The sequence below is a fragment of the Vibrio coralliilyticus ATCC BAA-450 genome (assembly GCF_000176135.1).
Lineage (GTDB): Bacteria > Pseudomonadota > Gammaproteobacteria > Enterobacterales > Vibrionaceae > Vibrio > Vibrio coralliilyticus.
The window spans coordinates 756764-774841 of the sequence record NZ_ACZN01000015.1; the positions used below are offsets into that span (position 1 = coordinate 756764).

Sequence of the window (18078 nt, forward strand, 5' to 3'; positions counted from 1 at the left end):
ATGGGTATAATATTTCGATTAGGTGACAATTATATTACAGATCGCAATAAACAACTGAAAATAATGCAATAAGATCATGCAATAAAAGTGTCATACAAACCCCTTAATTTCTAAGCCAGTTCCATTTTTACCACCTAAATTTGGTTAGGCTCGTCAGTAAAGGTCAGGTTATGAGTGCAGAAAAGCTTTACATTGAAAAAGAATTGAGTTGGTTGTCTTTCAATGAACGTGTGCTCCAAGAAGCCGCAGATAAAACGGTGCCTCTCATCGAAAGAATTCGTTTTTTAGGTATATTTTCCAATAATTTAGATGAATTCTATAAAGTCCGATTTGCCGATGTGAAACGTCGAATCCTAATTAATCAGGAACGTGGTGGTAACGACAATTCCAAACACTTGCTGACTAAAATGCAGACCAAGGCTCTCAAACTCAACGAACGCTTCGATGAGTTATACGCTGAGCTGATCCGCGACATGGCGCGCCGACGTATCTTTCTCGTCAATGAAACTCAGCTCAACGAGTCGCAAGAAAAGTGGGTCAAAAAGTATTTCCGCAATCAGGTTCTCCCACATATCACCCCTCTTCTGATGCGAGACGATATTGATGTCCTGCAGTTTCTTAAAGATGAGTACGCTTACATCGCGGTTGAACTGCGTAAAGAAGAGCAGAATCAATATGCGTTGATCGAGATCCCGACCGATCACCTGCCCCGCTTTGTGATGGTTCCCGAGCAGAAAGGCAAACGACGCAAAACCATTATCTTACTCGACAATATAATTCGTTACTGCCTTGATGAGTTGTTTAGCGGCTTTTTTGATTATGACGAGCTAAACGGTTACGCGATGAAAATGACTCGCGACGCGGAATATGACCTTAGCCATGAGGTGGAACATAGCCTACTTGAGCAGATGTCAGAAGGGGTCAGTCAGCGTCTGACGGCAATGCCGGTCCGCTTCGTTTACGAACGTGACATGCCGGAAGAAATGCTGGAGTTTCTGTGCCACAAACTGCAAATATCCAACTACGATAGCTTGATTCCCGGTGGGCGTTACCACAATTTCAAAGACTTCATCGGCTTTCCCAATGTCGGACGCGAGTATTTGGAAAACAAGCCATTGCCACCGATGAAGTGCGCCGATTTCGACGGCTATGCCAACAAATTTGATGCGATCAAAAATCAGGACATCCTGCTTTACTACCCATACCACAGCTTTGAGCACATTTCTGAGTTAGTCCGCCAAGCTTCATTCGACCCTAAAGTGCTCAGCGTTAAGATCAATATTTACCGTGTCGCCAAAGACTCTCGTCTGATGAACTCGTTGATCGATGCAGTACACAATGGCAAGCAGGTAACGGTCGTTGTAGAACTGCAAGCTCGATTCGACGAAGAAGCCAATATTGAATGGTCAAAAGTCCTCACTGAAGCTGGCGTGCAAGTCATTTTTGGTGCTCCGGGTCTGAAAATCCACTCCAAACTCCTACTCATTAGCCGACGAGAAAACGATGAAATCATCCGCTATGCCCATATCGGAACTGGTAACTTTCATGAAAAAACGGCCCGTATTTATACCGATTTCTCATTACTGACTGCTGACCCAGAAATCACTAATGAAGTACGCAATGTCTTCGGTTATATCGAAAATCCATACCGTCCAGTAAGGTTTGAACACCTGATAGTTTCACCACGTAACTCACGCAAACAACTCTATCGTCTAATCGATGGTGAAATCGCCAATGCTAAAGCTGGAAAAAAGGCCGCCATTACACTGAAAGTGAATAATCTGGTCGACAAAGGTCTGGTCAATAAGCTCTACGGTGCCAGTGCTTCTGGGGTAGAAATCAAGATGATTATCCGCGGGATGTGTTCATTGGTACCTGGGGTCGAAGGAGTCAGTGAAAACATTAAGATCATCAGCATCGTTGATCGTTTTCTTGAGCATCCGCGGGTCATCATCACGCACAATGATGGAGATCCACAGGTTTACATTTCCTCCGCTGACTGGATGACACGCAATATCGACTACCGCATCGAAGTTGCTGCTCCAGTGCGTGACCAACGTCTTAAACAGCGAATTATTGATATCATTAACATCCACTTTACCGATACAGTAAAGGCCCGCTGGATAGACAAAGAAATGAGCAATACCTATGTTCCGAGAGGTAACCGTAAGAAAGTTCGCTCGCAGATTGCTATTTATGACTATCTTAAAAATGTAGAAAAACAAACAAAGAAACGTAAAGAACAGTCCCTTACTCATGACTCAATCTCCGGAAATTCGTGATGTTGCCGCAATTGACCTTGGCTCTAACAGCTTCCACATGGTGGTGGCTCGTGTCGTAGACCAAGATCTGCAACTGGTCAGCCGACATAAGCAGCGAGTTCGCCTCGCTGCTGGCTTAGATGCTCAAAAAAATCTAGATAATGCTTCGATTGAGCGAGGCCTTGAATGCCTTGCTATGTTTGCGGAACGCCTACAAGGCTTCGAGGAATGCAATGTACGTATTGCGGCTACACATACTCTTCGTCAAGCCAACAATGCCCACATTTTCCTCCAACGTGCGAGAGAAGTGCTGCCATTCCCTATTGAAATTATCCCCGGCGTCGAAGAAGCACGTTTAATCTACCTTGGGGTAGCACACACCCAGCCAGAGTCAGACTCAAAACTCGTGGTTGATATTGGTGGCGGCAGTACTGAGATGATCATTGGCAGGGGGTTTGACCCGGAGCTGATCAACAGTAAACAAATGGGTTGCGTCAGCTATACCAAGCTTTACTTCGCTAACGGCAAGCTCTCGCGCAAAAATTTTGCTAAAGCAATACTCGCAGCCGAACAAAGATTAGAATCCATTGCTCATCGTTACTGTAAGAAAGGTTGGGAGATTGCGTTTGGCTCGTCGGGTACGATTAAAGCGATTCGAGAAGTCTTGATTGGCATGGGCTACGATGATGGCATCATCACCGCTAAGCGTCTCGACAAGTTAGTCGAAAAGCTGTGTGAATGGCCCACGATTGAGGATATTGATCTCAGTGGGTTAACACCAGACAGAAAGCCTGTTTTTGCCGCCGGCGTGGCCATTCTGATGGCGATCTTTAAAGACCTCAAAATAGACGAAATACACTTTTCAGAAGGTGCGTTACGTGAAGGTTTGCTGTTCGAAATGGAAGATGGTTTTAAACGATCAGATATTCGGATGAGAACCACGGAAAACCTAGCCAGCAAGCATTTGGTTGACCTTGACCATGCGGCAAGAATTAAACATCAGGCGCAATCTTTCCTGCAACAGGTGCATCAGGATCTCGGTATCAAAAAGAGCTCAGAGCTATTTGATTTGCTCGACTGGAGCGCCCTGCTTCATGAAGTCGGCCTCAGCATCAGTTTACAAGCCTTCCATCGTCATTCCGCTTATATTCTTCGTCACACCTACATGCCAGGGTTTAACCGCGAACAACAAACGGTGCTGGCCATGCTAGTCCGCTTTCAGCGTAAGGCGCTTAAGCTACATGAAATGGAAGAGTTCACGTTATTCAAGAAAAAACACATCATTGGTGTGATTCGTATCTTACGCCTCGCGATCTTACTCAACGGTCAACGTAACGAAGACGCTTTGCCAAAACTGATGTTGAGCATAGACGGTGATACATGGACATTGATTTCAGACGATGACGAGTGGCTAGAGCACAACAAACTGCTGCATGCTGATTTGATGACTGAACAAGAATACTGGCACAACGCGGGTTGGGCGCTGAATTTCTAACTGTATAGCCTGAGATGCTCGATAACCATTGGTAGTGTTATCGGGTTGCTTAACAAAGTAAGTTAGATACGCTTACAGCGGTGAGCATCAAATCAGACGCTTAATCGACAATACCTACTTTTGCCAGCTCACTGCGTGCAATCTCTTCGGAGATCGGCACATAGCCATCTTTTTCGACCAGTTTTTGCCCTTGCTGTGAGTACATAAAGCGAATGAATTCTCGCTCAATCGGCGGTAGCGGTTTAAACGGGTTCTTGTTTACGTAGACATAGAGATAGCGTGATAGTGGGTACTTACCTGTCAGGATGTTTTCCTGACTCGCCTCAATGTAATCCTCACCCTGCTTAGCAATGGGAAGCAGTTTCACTCCAGAGACTTGGTAACCTACCCCAGAGTACCCAATAGTATTGATCGCAGAGGCAACGGATTGAACAACGGACGCTGAGCCTGGCTGTTCATTGACATTACTTTTAAAGTCTCCGCCACACAGCGCATTATTCTTAAAGTATCCGTAAGTACCAGAGACCGAGTTACGACCGAACAACTGCATACTGCGTTTAGCCCAATGATAATCGAGCCCTAACTCAGCCCAAGTAGAAATAGATTGAGTCCCGCCACAACGCAGCGTTGCAGAAAAAATATTGTCTAGCTGTGTAAAGTTGAGCCCTTTCAGCGGGTTGTCTCGGTGAACGAAGATTCCAATCGCATCAATGGCAATTCTGAGTTCTGTTGGCTTGTAGCCGTGTTCACGCTCAAAGGCTTCAATTTCCCGATTTCGCATCGGTCGGCTCATTGGCCCGAATTGAGCAGTCCCTTCGGTTAACGCTGGCGGAGCCGTTGAAGAACCAGAGGCTTGCACCTGACCATTCACGCTCGGGTAAAGTTGCTTAAACTCTTCTACCCACAAGGTTGTCATGCCTGCTAATGTGTCAGAACCAACACTGGTTAAACTCCCGGTAATACCGGGCACTTTTTGATATTCAGATAGGCTCGTTGAAGCCGCTTGAACACCAAAGGAAAAGCAGGCAGAAACAATAAGAGTAGTGAGCGCTAACTTCATTAATTCACCACCAAGCGCGGCGGTAGAACGAATGAGAATTTACTGCCGACACCCACTTCGGACTGTATTTCTAGATGCGAGTCGTGATGCGTCAAAGCGTGTTTCACGATCGCCAGACCAAGGCCGCTTCCTCCGGTATCTCTAGATCGTGCTTTGTCCACTCGATAGAAGCGCTCAGTGAGTCGGTGTAGGTGTTGAGGTTCAATGCCTTCGCCTCCATCTTCCACCTCTAAACATGCACCCTGCGCAGTCTGATACCAACGCACTCGAACATCCGCTCCTGCTGGCGTGTATTTCACCGCGTTATAAACCAAGTTTGAAATGGCACTACGTAATTGGTCTTCATCACCAAGTACACGCAGGCTGTTATCAATATCAAAGTTCAGCTTATGCTGCTGATCGCCACTCAGGCTCGCCGCTTCTTTCTCCAACACATCTAGCATTGCTGGGACGTTCACTACATCTTCCAGTTCATGCATTGGTGCCGCTTCAATCTTAGATAATGTGAGTAATTGATTAACCAAGCTGTTCATACGATTGAGCTGCTCGGTCATTACGCCATGGGCTTTGGTCCACATCGGGCCGACAACCATATCCGGGTCTTCAGTCATTTCAAGATAGCCTTGCAACACCGTCATTGGCGTACGCAGCTCATGAGAGACATTGGCAAAGAAGTTACGACGCATGCCTTCTAACTGCTTAAGCTGAGACACATCACGTACCACCATCAGGTGCTCACCTTCGGTGTACGGTACAATACGCAGCTCAAGCATACGCTCGACATTAAGTGGCGAACGCATTTCAAGCGGCTCAGAGAAATCTTGTTTATTAAGATACTTAATGAAATCTGGCGTGCGGATAAGGTTGGAAATCGGCTGACCTGAATCGTCCGGCCAACGGAAGCCGAGTAAGTGTTGGGCGAGCTTGTTGCACCAAACAATGTTGCCTTCACTACGGAACACAACAACCGCATCCGGTAAGGATTCAGCACCATTGCGGAATCGGCGAATCAGATTGGTCAGCTCTTTGCGCTTTTTACGCTGGCGCTGCTGCAAGCGGTAGATACCGTTAAATAACGACTCCCAGTTGCCGCTTCCCGATGGTGGTGTCAGGCGCTTTTCATCCCACAACCACGCCGACAGGCGCATCTGATTATGCAGATGCCATACAAGCTGCAAAACCGTGGCAGCTAGAAGCAACCACGGCATATGACCGAAAATCCATCCGACAATCACCCAAGGGGTGTAAAAAAAAGCCAGCTCCCAGGCTAGCTTTTTCCAAGTTAACCGCTCTACCACTTACCTCTCCAGATGGTAAATTTAAATTATGCCTTGGTTGAGAAACGGTAGCCTGCACCACGTACCGTCTGAATCAACTTGTCATGGCCTGCCGCTTCTAACGCCTTGCGCAGACGACGAATGTGTACATCAACAGTACGGTCTTCAACATACACGTTGGTTCCCCATACGTTGTTCAACAGTTGCTCGCGGCTGTAAACACGCTCTTGGTGCGTCATAAAAAAGTGCAGCATCTTGAACTCAGTTGGGCCCATATCCAGTGGCTGATCGTTCGCGGTTACACGGTGCGAGACTGGATCCAGTTTCAAGCCCTGCACATCAATCACATCTTCAAGTGCCGTTGGCGTCACACGGCGAATCACCGCTTTAAGACGCGCCACCAGCTCTTTTGGCGAGAATGGCTTAGTGATGTAGTCATCTGCGCCGACTTCCAGACCACGAACCTTGTCTTCTTCTTCACCACGTGCTGTTAACATCACAACTGGAATGTTGCGCGTCAGCTCTTCACGTTTCATATGTTTGATGAAGTTGATGCCGCTGCCACCAGGTAGCATCCAGTCTAGCAATACTAGATCTGGGAAGGGTTCAGCTAGCTTAGTCACCGCACTATCGTAGTCTTCAGCTTCGACCGCTTGGTAACCTTTTTGCTCAAGAACAAAGCAAAGCATTTCACGAATTGGTGCTTCGTCTTCAACAACCAGAATCCTTCTAGACATAATTGAATAACCTTTGAGTTAGTTGAATTTAATCGGGTATTTACCCTTTGCAACGATAGGCATTATTACCATCAATTATGACACTTTTGTGACCTTTGAAAACAAATTTTCATATAACTTTCATCCCACTATTGCGCGCTTGCATTAGGACAAGCGCAGCAAAAGTCTTTATGATGAGCGACCAAACTTCAGGTATAGAGAAAGTGTATGTGGTTTAAAAACTGTCTGGTTTACCGTTTTAACCGAGATATTGAATTCAAAGCAGACGAGCTGGAAAAGCAGCTTGAAGAGTTTCGTTTTACACCGTGTGGTAGTCAGGACAAGCAAAAGTTTGGCTGGGTCACTGCTATGGGTAAACATGGCGACATGATGACTCACGTATCTGAAAACCGCATTCTGATCTGCGCGAAGAAAGAAGAGAAAATGCTGCCAGCGTCTGTGATCAAAGAATCACTCAATGCAAAAGTTGAGGCGATGGAAGCACAAGAAGGCCGACCTCTGAAGAAAAAAGAGAAAGATAATCTCAAAGATGACATTGTCATGGATTTGCTACCGCGCGCATTCAGCCGCAGCAACCATACCTTTGTTCTTATTCTGCCTAAAGAAGGCTTTATTTTGGTAGATGCCAGCAGCTATAAGAAAGCGGAAGATGTGCTCGCCCTTCTGCGTAAGACCATGGGTAGCCTACCTGTCGTGCCAGCCATTCCAGAGAAAGCCGTTGAAACCACATTAACTGAATGGGTGAAAACGGGCGAAACTCCAGTTGGAATGCAAATGTTGGACGAAGCTGAACTTAAGTCGGTTCTCGAAGAAGGCGGTGTGATCCGCTGTAAGAAACAAGAACTGACGGCAGACGAAATTCGCAGTCACATCGATGCCGATAAGGTAGTCACTAAACTGGCTCTTTGGTGGCAAGAGCGTATTGAGTTCATTCTGGCAGAAGATGGCAGTATCAAGCGCCTTAAATTCTCTGATGAACTGAAAGATCAGAATGATGATATTCCTCGTGAAGATCAGGCTGCACGATTTGACGCTGACTTCTCACTCATGTGCGGCGAGTTAAGCGCCTTCCTGCCGAACTTATACGAGTGTTTAGGCGGATTACCTCACCCTAACGCTTAACCTCCTCTCTAGGTGCTCGACGTGTTCGAGCGCCTATCTGTAATCTCCTCACCTAAGTTATGGACTTTTTTCTAGTCACAGGTCACGTTTTGGCGTAAAATTTGCGCCCCAATTCCATAAGGTGGAATGGACCTGACTTGAGATCAGACTAAGAGAATTACACATGACTACTGAGAAAGCATTCGTACCTGAGCTACTGTCACCAGCGGGTAGCCTGAAAAATATGCGTTACGCCTTTGCCTATGGTGCAGACGCGGTATACGCAGGCCAGCCTCGTTACAGCCTTCGCGTACGTAACAACGAGTTCAACCACGAAAACCTAAAAATTGGTATCGACGAAGCGCACGCTCAAGGCAAAAAGCTTTACGTGGTATGTAACATCCAGCCACACAACTCCAAGCTAAAGACCTTCATCCGTGACCTTAAGCCTGTGGTTGAAATGGGTCCTGATGCGCTCATCATGTCGGATCCGGGGCTGATTATGATGGTTCGTGAAGCATTCCCAGAGATGCCAATTCACCTGTCAGTTCAAGCCAACGCCGTCAACTGGGCAACGGTTAAATTCTGGGCAGCCAATGGCGTTGAACGTGTGATTGTTTCTCGTGAGCTTTCTCTGGAAGAGATCGAAGAAATTCGCGAGCACTGTCCTGAAACCGAACTTGAAGTGTTCGTTCACGGTGCGCTTTGTATGGCTTACTCTGGTCGTTGTCTCCTATCTGGTTACATCAACAAGCGTGACCCTAACCAAGGTACATGCACCAATGCATGTCGTTGGGAATACAACGTCGAAAAAGGCAAAGAGAACGACTCTGGCGATATCGTTGAAGCCTTCGACCCTAACGAAGCGCAAGCCGTTGAAGTGCAAGATGAACGCCCTGAGGCAACACTTGGTCTAGGTAAACCAACCGACGAAGTGGTACTGCTTTCTGAAAGCCACCGCCCAGAAGAAAAGATGGCGGCGTTTGAAGATGAGCACGGCACTTACATCATGAACTCGAAAGACCTGCGTGCCATTCAGCATGTTGAGCGTCTGACTAAAATGGGTGTCCACTCACTAAAGATTGAAGGTCGTACTAAATCATTCTACTACTGTGCACGTACCGCTCAGGTTTATCGTAAAGCGATCGACGATGCTGTCGCGGGCAAGCCATTCGATGAAAGCCTGATGACCACACTTGAGAGCCTAGCTCACCGTGGCTATACAGAGGGTTTCCTACGTCGTCATACGCACGACACTTACCAAAATTACGACTACGGTTATTCCGTATCTGATGCTCAGCAATTTGTCGGTGAGTTCACGGGTAAACGTCGTGGTGATCTAGCTGAAGTTGAAGTAAAGAACAAATTCGTTATTGGTGACAGCCTTGAGCTTATGACACCGAAAGGCAACGTTGTCTTTACCCTCGAAGCGATGGAAAACCGTAAATCACAACCCGTTGATGACGCAAAAGGAAACGGCCACTTTGTTTTTATTCCTGTACCTCAGGACATGGACTTAGAATACGGTCTGTTAATGCGCAATCTTAATAATGGTCAGGATACCCGTAACCCAACAGGTAAATAACCATGGCGTTGTTGATCACGGATAAGTGCATTAACTGTGATATGTGTGACCCAGAGTGCCCAAACGGCGCGATTACCATGGGTGATACTATCTTTGAGATCGACCCCGATCTTTGCACTGAGTGTAAAGGCCACTATGAGAAGCCGACCTGTCAGTCGGTGTGCCCGATCACTAAGTGCATCATCACTGACCCAAATCATGTCGAGACTGAAGAAGAGTTGTTAGAAAAGTTCGTCATCATCCAAGGGTTAGCCTAAACAGAAAATGCCGCTCCATTGAGCGGCATTTTTATTCTATTGAGTAACCCTGATCAAATACTTTCCAGCAGTTGCTGGCATTCCATCGGCATCACTTTCATTTTTTTCTTCTTCGGTTTACTTACTGCGACTTTTGGAGCGGCAGGTTTAGGCTGTGGTTTCCAACTGGCCAACTCAGCGCCACATCCATCGCCTTTCGGAGGCGCAGCCTGTGGTTTGCAGGTGATGTTCCCTTCAGGGCATTTTAGCCTGACGTGCATATGATAATGATGCCCCCACCACGGCCGTACTTTTCTCAACCAGCTCCGTTCAGCCGATACTTCTTGTGTGCACAGTTTTTCTTTGATGACAGGGTGAACAAAGATGCGTGCAACTTCCTCATCACTCGCCGCCATTTTTATCAGCTCAAAATGGCGTTGGTCCCAGTTTCGTTTGACTAACTGATACTGCTGGAGGTTGACCACGCTCATTGGTTCGGGCTTGCTAAGCTGCTGCGAAGAAAGCTTATCATCAGCCAGCTTGAGCCAAATATCGATATCCAACCCCGTCTGATGGCTTGAATGCCCAGAGGAGAAGCGCCCTCCCTGAGGTAAGGAGATATCACCAATCAGAATACGAGTGTTAAGGCGCTTCGCAGCCAGAGCGGCTAAACGCTGAACAAAACTAACAGCCTGCGGGTGAGCATAGTAACGTTGTCGCTGGCTGCGTAATACTTGATAGCCTTCCCCTTGAAGAGGCAGTGCCGCCGCGCCTGTGAGACAACCGTTGGCATAGCTACCAATCGCTTGAGGAGATTGCGTCGAAGGTGATTGAATCCTCTCCCAAGGGCTGGCTTGAAGCGAAGATGTAAAAAGGAGAAGTACAATGAATCCAGCTTGCTTCAACCATCCTTTGATTGCCAATCCCATGTACTATCTCCTAACGTTTCTGTTTAGTAATGCTCACCGTTGTCGTAGTAAGCTTTAGCATCCAGAGCGGTAAAAATCACCGCGACATCCACATCTTCACCAATCATCCCACGCACTTGCTGAGTAATGATCTCTGCAACGGCATCCTGAGTTTGCTGTCCACGATAAAACCACAATACCTCAACAAACGGATACGCCTGACTCACCTCACCTTCATGATAAAACGTAGTGTAGATGTACTCGAATGTGAAATCTTCACGAGGGCAATCCATGTGCGGCTGCAACTCATCAATCAGAGATTTCGATAAGGTTTGAACCGTTTGCGGCTCGACAGCACGAAAACGTAAATGTGGCATAACTTACTTCCCTTTTTAGTCTTTTCTCCATCATATCAACTCCAACAATAATGTCTTGTCGATTGGACTCCTTGATGATCTTAACGCACATCAACTAGGGTTAATGTTAACCCCTATCGCATCAACTCTTGAGTGCCAGATGGGTAGAAGGAGAAACACTATGACACGAAGATTGATGTACTTGCTTGTCCTCACATACAGCTCTTTTTCGTTTGCTCAGGATTGCATTGGCGTGGTCCCAGCAGGCTCAGTGCATGATTTCTGGAAGTCGGTCAAAGCAGGTAGTGAAAAAGCAGGCCAGGAACTAGGCATTAAAATTTACTTTCGTGGTCCCCACGATGAATCTGATGTCAGTGCTCAGCGCTTCATCATCGATCAAGTCATGGAGAATGCCTGTATTGGCTTAGTCTTAGCACCGAATACCAGAGATAGAGCCTATGATGTCGCCCGCTTGAAAGAAGCGGGTGTACCCACAGTCTACTTTGATCGAGATACTGGCTCTCCTGATGTGGTCAGCGTGATTGCCACTAACAATTATCAAGCAGGCGTCCTCGCGGGAAAAGAAATGGCTAAAAAGCTAGGTAACAAAGGAAGGGTCGCGTTACTCAGAATGAAGAAAGGCGTGATTTCTACCGATGCTCGTGAAAAGGGCTTTGTCGATGGCGCAACTTCATCTGGGCTCGTCGTGGCTGTCGATGGTTATCTTGATACTAAAATTGGAGAAGCTCGTAAAAATGCGGAGCGAATTCTTCAAAGTCAGATTGCTGAATTGGACGGCATATTTACACCTAATGAATCCACTACGTTAGGTGTACTTATGGCTCTGGACACCGTCTCTGCCCCAGAGGGACTGATCCACATCGGCTTTGACTCCAATGACTCTCTGGTGAATGCACTCGAAGACGGTTCTATTTATGGGCTTATCATCCAGCAACCTTTCGAAATGGGCTACAAAAGTGTCTATACCGTATACCAAGCCTTTCTGGGCCAAGAGTATTCCAAAAACATCGCTACCGAGACCATTTTCGTCACTAAAGAAAACATGCTTTTGCCTAGCGTCAATCAGGCACTGTTAATGAAATACGATTAACTCAGACTGTGGTTAATTACGCCGATAAAAACAAAAGGCCGCTGACAAGTCAGCGGCCTTTTTCATACAACACATTTTGCCTTATGGCATTTCGTCAAACTCTGCGCCTTCTTTCTCAACTTGAGGCGGCATCAGATGCTCTTTAGTAATACCCAGTTTCAATGCCAGTGCCGAAGCCACATAGATTGAGGAGTATGTACCTACAGTGATACCCAGTAGAAGTGCAGTGGCGAAGCCATGAATCATAGCGCCGCCTTGCGTGAACAGAGCAATGACTACGAATAAGGTGGTACCGGATGTAATCAAGGTACGGCTCAATGTTTGTGTGATTGAGCTGTTCATGATTTCAGCTGGTTCGCCTTTACGCATCTTGCGGAAGTTTTCTCGAATACGGTCAAATACAACAATGGTATCGTTGAGCGAGTACCCCACTACCGTCAGCAAGGCTGCAACGATTGTCAGGTCAACCTCGATTTGCATCAAGGAGAACACGCCAAGCGTAATGATAACGTCGTGTGCCAGAGCAAGTACCGCACCAGCCGCTAAACGCCATTCGAATCGCACCGAAACGTAAATCAGGATACAGATAAGAGAAACGATGATCGCCAGACCACCTGCTTCTGTTAGCTCATCACCTACGTTTGGCCCTACAAACTCGATACGGCGCATTTCAACGCTTTCACCAGTGCCTTCCTTGATGGCAGAAAGAATTTGGTTACCCAAAGTCTCACCTGCGACACCATCACGAGGGCGCAAACGAACCATCACATCACGAGCACTACCAAAGTTTTGAACCGTTGCGTCACCAAAACCTTTTGCTTCCAGCGCAGTACGAATCTCTTCCAAATCAGCAGGCTGCTCAAAGCCAACTTCAATCAGCGTACCGCCAGTGAAGTCTAGGCCCCAGTTCAACCACTTAGTAGAAAGAGTAAAAATCGACGCGCCAATCATCAGGATCGACAGCACGAAGGCGAATTTCGACCAACGCATAAAGTCGATCAATTTGTCTGCTTTTAGAATCTGAAACATAATAATTCCTAGCCTTAGATCGACAGTTTGTTGATGCGCTTACCACCGTACATCAGGTTCACGATACAACGTGTACCAATGATGGCAGTAAACATAGACGTTAAGATACCGATAGACAGTGTCACCGCGAAGCCTTTGATTGCGCCTGTACCTACAGCAAACAGGATTATTGCGGTAATCAAAGTGGTGATGTTGGCATCGGCAATGGTACTGAATGCGTTCGCATAGCCTTGATGGATCGCCTGCTGAGGGTTTCTTCCGTCACGTAACTCTTCACGTATCCGTTCGAAAATCAAGACGTTAGCATCAACCGCCATACCGACTGTAAGAACAATACCGGCAATACCAGGCAACGTCATCGTTGCTCCAGGAATCATCGACATCACACCAATAATCAGTACGAGGTTTACCATAAGAGCAGTATTGGCAATCAGACCAAACTTACGGTAGTAAAGCAGCGTGAATAGCATAACTGCCGCCATACCCCAGATACACGCCATGATACCCATGTCGATGTTCTGCTGACCCATCGATGGACCAATCGTACGTTCTTCAACAATAGAAATTGGTGCAATCAGAGCACCTGCACGAAGCAGTAGCGCTAGGTTGTGCGCTTCAGCCGCCGAGTCGATACCTGTGATGCGGAAGTTACGGCCAAGCGCTGATTGAATCGTTGCTTGGTTGATCACTTCTTCATGCTTAGTCAGGATAACGCGACCATCTGCCGTCTTACGTCCACTGTCTTTGTATTCTGCAAACACGGTTGCCATCAGCTTGCCAATGTTCTTCTTAGAGAACGCTGACATCTTGTTACCACCTTCGCTATCTAGCGAGATGTTAACTTGCGGGCGGCCATACTCATCCACGCTTGAGCTCGCGTCAGTGATGCTAGAACCACCTAGGATAACGCGTTTCTTAAGCACAACCGGACGACCATCACGGTCTTGTTTGATTTCACTGCCCGCTGGCGCTCGGCCACTGGCTGCAGCAGCGAGGTCTGCTTTGTCGTCGACTTCGCGGAATTCAAGCGTTGCCGTCGCACCCAGAATTTCCTTCGCACGAGCGGTATCCTGAACACCTGGTAGTTCAACAACAATGCGGCTTGCGCCCTGACGCTGTACAAGTGGTTCAGCAACACCCAGTTCGTTAACACGGTTACGCAGAATAGTAATGTTCTGCTCAACAGCGTAGTTACGAATTTCGGTCAGACGTTGCTCAGTAAAAGTGGCAGTCAGAGTGAAACGACCATCAGAGTCTGAGTCAACAAAGGTCATATCAGGATGATTTTGCTGCAGTAAGCGTTTGGCATCCGCAAGCTGCTCTTCATTGCGCAGCAAGACTTCAACCGCCTCTTTGCCTGAAGGGCGAATCGCACGGTAGCGAATCTTTTCTTCACGCAGTTCACTACGGAAAGCTTCTTCCTGCTGGCTGACCAGTTTCTCCATCGCAGCGTCCATATCTACTTCCATCAGGAAGTGAACACCACCTCGAAGGTCAAGACCGAGCTTCATTGGCGCTGCGCCAATTGCTTCTAACCAGTCTGGAGTTGCAGGAGCTAGGTTAAGAGCAACAATATTGTCTTTACCCAGAGCTTCATTGATGACATCGCGCGCACTGATCTGAGTGTCGGTATCGTTGAAGCGTACAAGAATGGATCCATTTTCGAGAGCAATGGATTTATGAGATAAGCCCTTTTCATCAAGAGCTTCAGTGACAGAATCCAGCGTTGACATATCTACAGAGGCGCCACGCGCCCCTGTAACTTGAATTGCCGGATCTTCACCGTAGATATTTGGAAGTGCATACAATGCGGCGATAGCGATGGTAAACACCACCATCAAGTACTTCCATAACGGATAGCGGTTAAGCACAGCGAGGATCCTTTAGCTGTTTTATAGAGACTTCAGCGTACCTTTTGGTAGCACTGCAGTAACGAAATCTTTCTTGATCACAACTTCGTTATTCGTGTTTAGCTCGATTGAGATGTAGTCGTTGTCTTCTGCAATCTTAGTGATTTTACCCACTAGGCCACCGCTAGTCAGAACTTCATCACCTTTGCCCATAGAAGACATCAGGCTCTTGTGCTCTTTCACGCGTTTAGCTTGTGGACGGTAAATCATGAAGTAGAAAATTACCGCGAACATACCAAGCATGATTAGCATTTCGAAACCGCCGCCTGCTGGTGCACTTTCTGCTGCGTAAGCTGGAGAAATAATCATTAAAACAATCCTCTATTATTTTTTATTAATATTCCAAGTTGGGCCTACGCTTTTGAGTTTCAAGAGAAAGAGTGACTATTAGAGATCACTCTCTCAAAAATTCACTGCGTCTGCCTACTTTATTAGCAAAAGCCTCTGGCGAAATGCCAAAGGCTTTAATTCTTTTATCTAGTCAATTACTGCTCTTTCGCCAGTGGTGGCACTTCGCGACCACGACGCTCATAGAACTCTTTGACGAACTCATCAAAGCAATCTTCATCAATCGCCTTACGGATACTTTCCATCACACGTTGGTAGTAACGCAAGTTGTGAATGGTATTCAGGCGAGCACCTAGAATTTCATTACAGCGATCTAAGTGGTGTAGGTACGACTTAGAGTAATTCTGGCAAGTGTAACAGTCACACTCTGGATCCAATGGTGTTGTATCCGTTTTATGTTTCGCATTACGGATCTTGATCACACCACCAGTCACAAATAGGTGACCATTACGGGCATTACGCGTTGGCATTACGCAGTCAAACATATCAATACCGCGACGTACACCTTCTACTAAATCTTCTGGTTTGCCAACACCCATTAAGTAACGAGGTTTGTCTTCCGGAAGCTGTGGACAAGTGTGCTCAAGAATACGGTGCATGTCTTCTTTTGGTTCGCCAACAGCCAAACCACCGACTGCGTAGCCGTCGAAACCGATTTCCGTCAGGCCTTTCACCGATACATCACGTAGGTCTTCGTAAACACCACCTTGAACGATACCAAATAGGTTGTTCTGGTTTTCTAGCTTATCGAAATGATCACGTGAGCGCTGAGCCCAACGCAGCGACATTTCCATCGACTTCTTCGCCTCTGCGTGCGTCGCTGGGTATGGCGTGCACTCATCGAAGATCATCACGATGTCAGACCCAAGGTCTTTTTGGATTTCCATCGACTTTTCTGCGTCCATGAAAATCTTGTCACCGTTTACAGGGTTACGGAAGTGTACACCCTCTTCAGTGATCTTACGGATGTCACCTAGGCTGAATACCTGAAAACCGCCTGAGTCTGTCAGGATAGGACCGTGCCAGTTCATGAAATCGTGCAAGTCGCCATGCATTTTCATGATTTCCTGCCCCGGACGTAACCAAAGGTGGAAAGTGTTACCAAGAAGAATCTCAGCACCTGTGCCTTTAACTTCTTCAGGCGTCATACCTTTAACAGTACCGTAGGTACCAACAGGCATAAACGCAGGTGTCTGAACAGTGCCACGTTCAAAGGTCAGTTGACCACGACGTGCCACACCATCTTTCTTCTTAAGATCAAATTTTAACTTCACGAAGCCTCCAATTGTCAGAGAAACAGTCTGACGATATTTTCGGGGTTATCCCCATTAGGGAGCGGTCGCCTTCCATGCGAGATACAAATCAACCTATTGATTTGCGTCCTAGCTTACTGCTAGCACTCGTAAATAACTAAATTTCAAAAAAGCTGACTAGCGTAAGAGGCAGCTAGTCCGTTTTTTTCTTGATGAACATCGAATCACCATACGAGAAGAAACGATACTTGTTTTCTACCGCATGTTTGTACGCGTTCATCGTATTTTCATAACCTGCAAATGCACTGACCAACATGATCAGTGTCGACTCTGGCAGATGGAAGTTAGTGATTAAACAATCCACTAACTGATATTCGTAACCTGGGTAGATAAAGATTTCAGTATCACCAAAGAAGGGCGCAAGCGCAGTGCCTTTCTTCAATGCATCCTGAGCAGCACTTTCTAGGGAACGTACCGATGTTGTACCCACTGCAATGACTCGACTATTGCGCGCTTTCGCAGCGTTAATCGCATCCACCACTTCTTGGGGTACTTCCACATACTCTGCGTGCATGTGGTGATCGTTGATATTTTCGACCTTAACCGGTTGGAATGTACCGGCACCTACGTGAAGAGTCACATAAGCAAACTCAGCACCTTTCGCCTTGATTTTCTCAAGCAGCGCCTCATCAAAGTGCAGACCAGCTGTCGGCGCAGCCACTGCCCCCGGTTTTTCGTTATAAACCGTTTGGTAGCGCTCTTTATCTGAATCTTCATCTGGGCGATCAATATAAGGTGGAAGCGGCATGTGGCCGATCTCTTCCAAAACCGCCAACACGTTCTTCTCAGCATTGAATTTCAATTCAAACAAGGCGTCATGGCGGGCAACCATTTGTGCAGAATACTCGTCGTTCTCACCAATTAAGATGGTTGAACCCGGTTTAGGCGATTTAGAACAGCGCACATGAGCCAGAATGCTTTTTTCATCCAGCACACGTTCAACCAACACTTCCAGCTTACCGCCAGACTCTTTACGGCCAAACATACGCGCTGGAATCACACGAGTATTATTGAAAACCACAAGATCGCCCGGCTGCACTTGCTCAAGTACATCCGTAAACGTGCCATCGCTTAGCTCACCACTGTTGCCATCAAGTTGAAGCAAACGGCTCGCGGTGCGCTCAGGCTGAGGATAACGAGCTATCAGCTCATCGGGTAAATCAAAGTGGAAATCTGATACTTGCATGTTACTAATCTTTTGTCGTGGATTCTTACGTCGTGATGGAAGTCGAACTGATTCTGTCACAAACAGACGACGAGTTTTTCGCAGCCGACTAGTATATGCCGCACAAGCGCAATAGCAAGGATTGAGATGTGAATTATTGTAATCAATATTGAATTAACAGGTGTA

16 protein-coding genes are annotated in these 18078 nt (G+C 46.8%); 6 read left to right on the forward strand and 10 right to left on the reverse strand.

Annotated elements, in window-relative coordinates:
* Positions 1-170: 170 nt before the first annotated feature.
* Together ppk1 and ppx are read left to right on the forward strand one after the other, a co-directional pair.
* Positions 171-2282, forward strand: a complete 2112-nt coding sequence (gene ppk1 / locus VIC_RS10735) for a polyphosphate kinase 1 (protein WP_006959741.1) — start codon at positions 171-173, stop codon at positions 2280-2282.
* Positions 2257-3756: an exopolyphosphatase gene (gene ppx, locus VIC_RS10740; protein ID WP_006959743.1), complete on the forward strand. Its 1500-nt coding sequence runs from the start codon at positions 2257-2259 to the stop codon at positions 3754-3756. The genes ppk1 and ppx overlap by 26 nt, the downstream gene beginning before the upstream one ends.
* A gap of 100 nt (positions 3757-3856) precedes the next feature.
* Here the strand turns inward: ppx and VIC_RS10745 are convergent, their stop codons facing one another.
* The 3 genes from VIC_RS10745 to phoB are packed head-to-tail and all read right to left on the reverse strand — an operon-like array spanning position 3857 to position 6830.
* Positions 3857-4816 (reverse strand): PstS family phosphate ABC transporter substrate-binding protein, encoded by a 960-nt coding sequence (locus VIC_RS10745; RefSeq protein ID WP_006959745.1) that lies wholly within the window; start codon positions 4814-4816, stop codon positions 3857-3859.
* Positions 4816-6114: a phosphate regulon sensor histidine kinase PhoR gene (phoR, locus tag VIC_RS10750; RefSeq protein WP_006959747.1), complete on the reverse strand. Its 1299-nt coding sequence runs from the start codon at positions 6112-6114 to the stop codon at positions 4816-4818. The genes VIC_RS10745 and phoR overlap by 1 nt, the downstream gene beginning before the upstream one ends.
* 26 nt (positions 6115-6140) lie before the next feature.
* On the reverse strand, positions 6141-6830 hold the full coding sequence (gene phoB / locus VIC_RS10755; RefSeq protein WP_006959748.1) for a phosphate regulon transcriptional regulator PhoB: 690 nt from the start codon (positions 6828-6830) through the stop codon (positions 6141-6143).
* Positions 6831-7037: 207 nt separating this feature from the next.
* Here phoB and rdgC point away from each other — a divergent pair, with 207 nt between their 5' ends.
* The 3 genes from rdgC (at position 7038) to VIC_RS10770 (ending at position 9773) form a co-directional block, all read left to right on the forward strand.
* A complete protein-coding gene (gene rdgC / locus VIC_RS10760) occupies positions 7038-7952 on the forward strand; it encodes a recombination-associated protein RdgC (protein WP_006959750.1) in 915 nt (304 codons plus the stop codon).
* A 163-nt stretch (positions 7953-8115) separates the two neighbouring features.
* Positions 8116-9516, forward strand: coding sequence for a prephenate-dependent tRNA uridine(34) hydroxylase TrhP (gene trhP, locus VIC_RS10765; RefSeq protein WP_006959751.1), 1401 nt, complete (start codon positions 8116-8118; stop codon positions 9514-9516).
* Between the two features lie 2 nt (positions 9517-9518).
* Positions 9519-9773 carry a YfhL family 4Fe-4S dicluster ferredoxin gene (locus VIC_RS10770; protein WP_006959752.1) on the forward strand — a complete coding sequence of 85 codons (255 nt, stop codon included), beginning with the start codon at positions 9519-9521 and terminating at the stop codon, positions 9771-9773.
* 53 nt (positions 9774-9826) lie between these two features.
* Here the strand turns inward: VIC_RS10770 and mepA are convergent, their stop codons facing one another.
* Positions 9827-10681: a penicillin-insensitive murein endopeptidase gene (gene mepA, locus VIC_RS10775; protein WP_006959753.1), complete on the reverse strand. Its 855-nt coding sequence runs from the start codon at positions 10679-10681 to the stop codon at positions 9827-9829.
* Positions 10682-10704: 23 nt separating this feature from the next.
* Entirely contained in the window at positions 10705-11037 is a 333-nt protein-coding gene (locus VIC_RS10780; RefSeq protein WP_006959754.1) for a DUF1904 domain-containing protein, read from the reverse strand.
* Positions 11038-11197: 160 nt separating this feature from the next.
* Between VIC_RS10780 and VIC_RS10785 the strand changes: the two genes are divergently transcribed.
* Positions 11198-12127, forward strand: a complete 930-nt coding sequence (locus tag VIC_RS10785; RefSeq protein ID WP_039951744.1) for an ABC transporter substrate-binding protein — start codon at positions 11198-11200, stop codon at positions 12125-12127.
* An 81-nt stretch (positions 12128-12208) separates the two neighbouring features.
* Here VIC_RS10785 and secF read toward each other — a convergent pair whose 3' ends face one another.
* The 5 genes from secF to queA all read right to left on the reverse strand — a co-directional run bounded on the left by secF (position 12209) and on the right by queA (position 17913).
* Positions 12209-13156, reverse strand: coding sequence for a protein translocase subunit SecF (secF, locus tag VIC_RS10790; protein WP_006959756.1), 948 nt, complete (start codon positions 13154-13156; stop codon positions 12209-12211).
* 14 nt (positions 13157-13170) lie between these two features.
* On the reverse strand, positions 13171-15027 hold the full coding sequence (gene secD / locus VIC_RS10795; RefSeq protein WP_080555930.1) for a protein translocase subunit SecD: 1857 nt from the start codon (positions 15025-15027) through the stop codon (positions 13171-13173).
* Positions 15028-15048: 21 nt separating this feature from the next.
* Positions 15049-15375: a preprotein translocase subunit YajC gene (yajC, locus tag VIC_RS10800; protein WP_006959758.1), complete on the reverse strand. Its 327-nt coding sequence runs from the start codon at positions 15373-15375 to the stop codon at positions 15049-15051.
* Positions 15376-15551: 176 nt separating this feature from the next.
* Positions 15552-16688 (reverse strand): tRNA guanosine(34) transglycosylase Tgt, encoded by a 1137-nt coding sequence (gene tgt / locus VIC_RS10805; RefSeq protein ID WP_006959759.1) that lies wholly within the window; start codon positions 16686-16688, stop codon positions 15552-15554.
* Between the two features lie 172 nt (positions 16689-16860).
* Positions 16861-17913: a tRNA preQ1(34) S-adenosylmethionine ribosyltransferase-isomerase QueA gene (gene queA, locus VIC_RS10810; protein WP_006959760.1), complete on the reverse strand. Its 1053-nt coding sequence runs from the start codon at positions 17911-17913 to the stop codon at positions 16861-16863.
* Between the last annotated feature and the right edge of the window lie 165 nt (positions 17914-18078).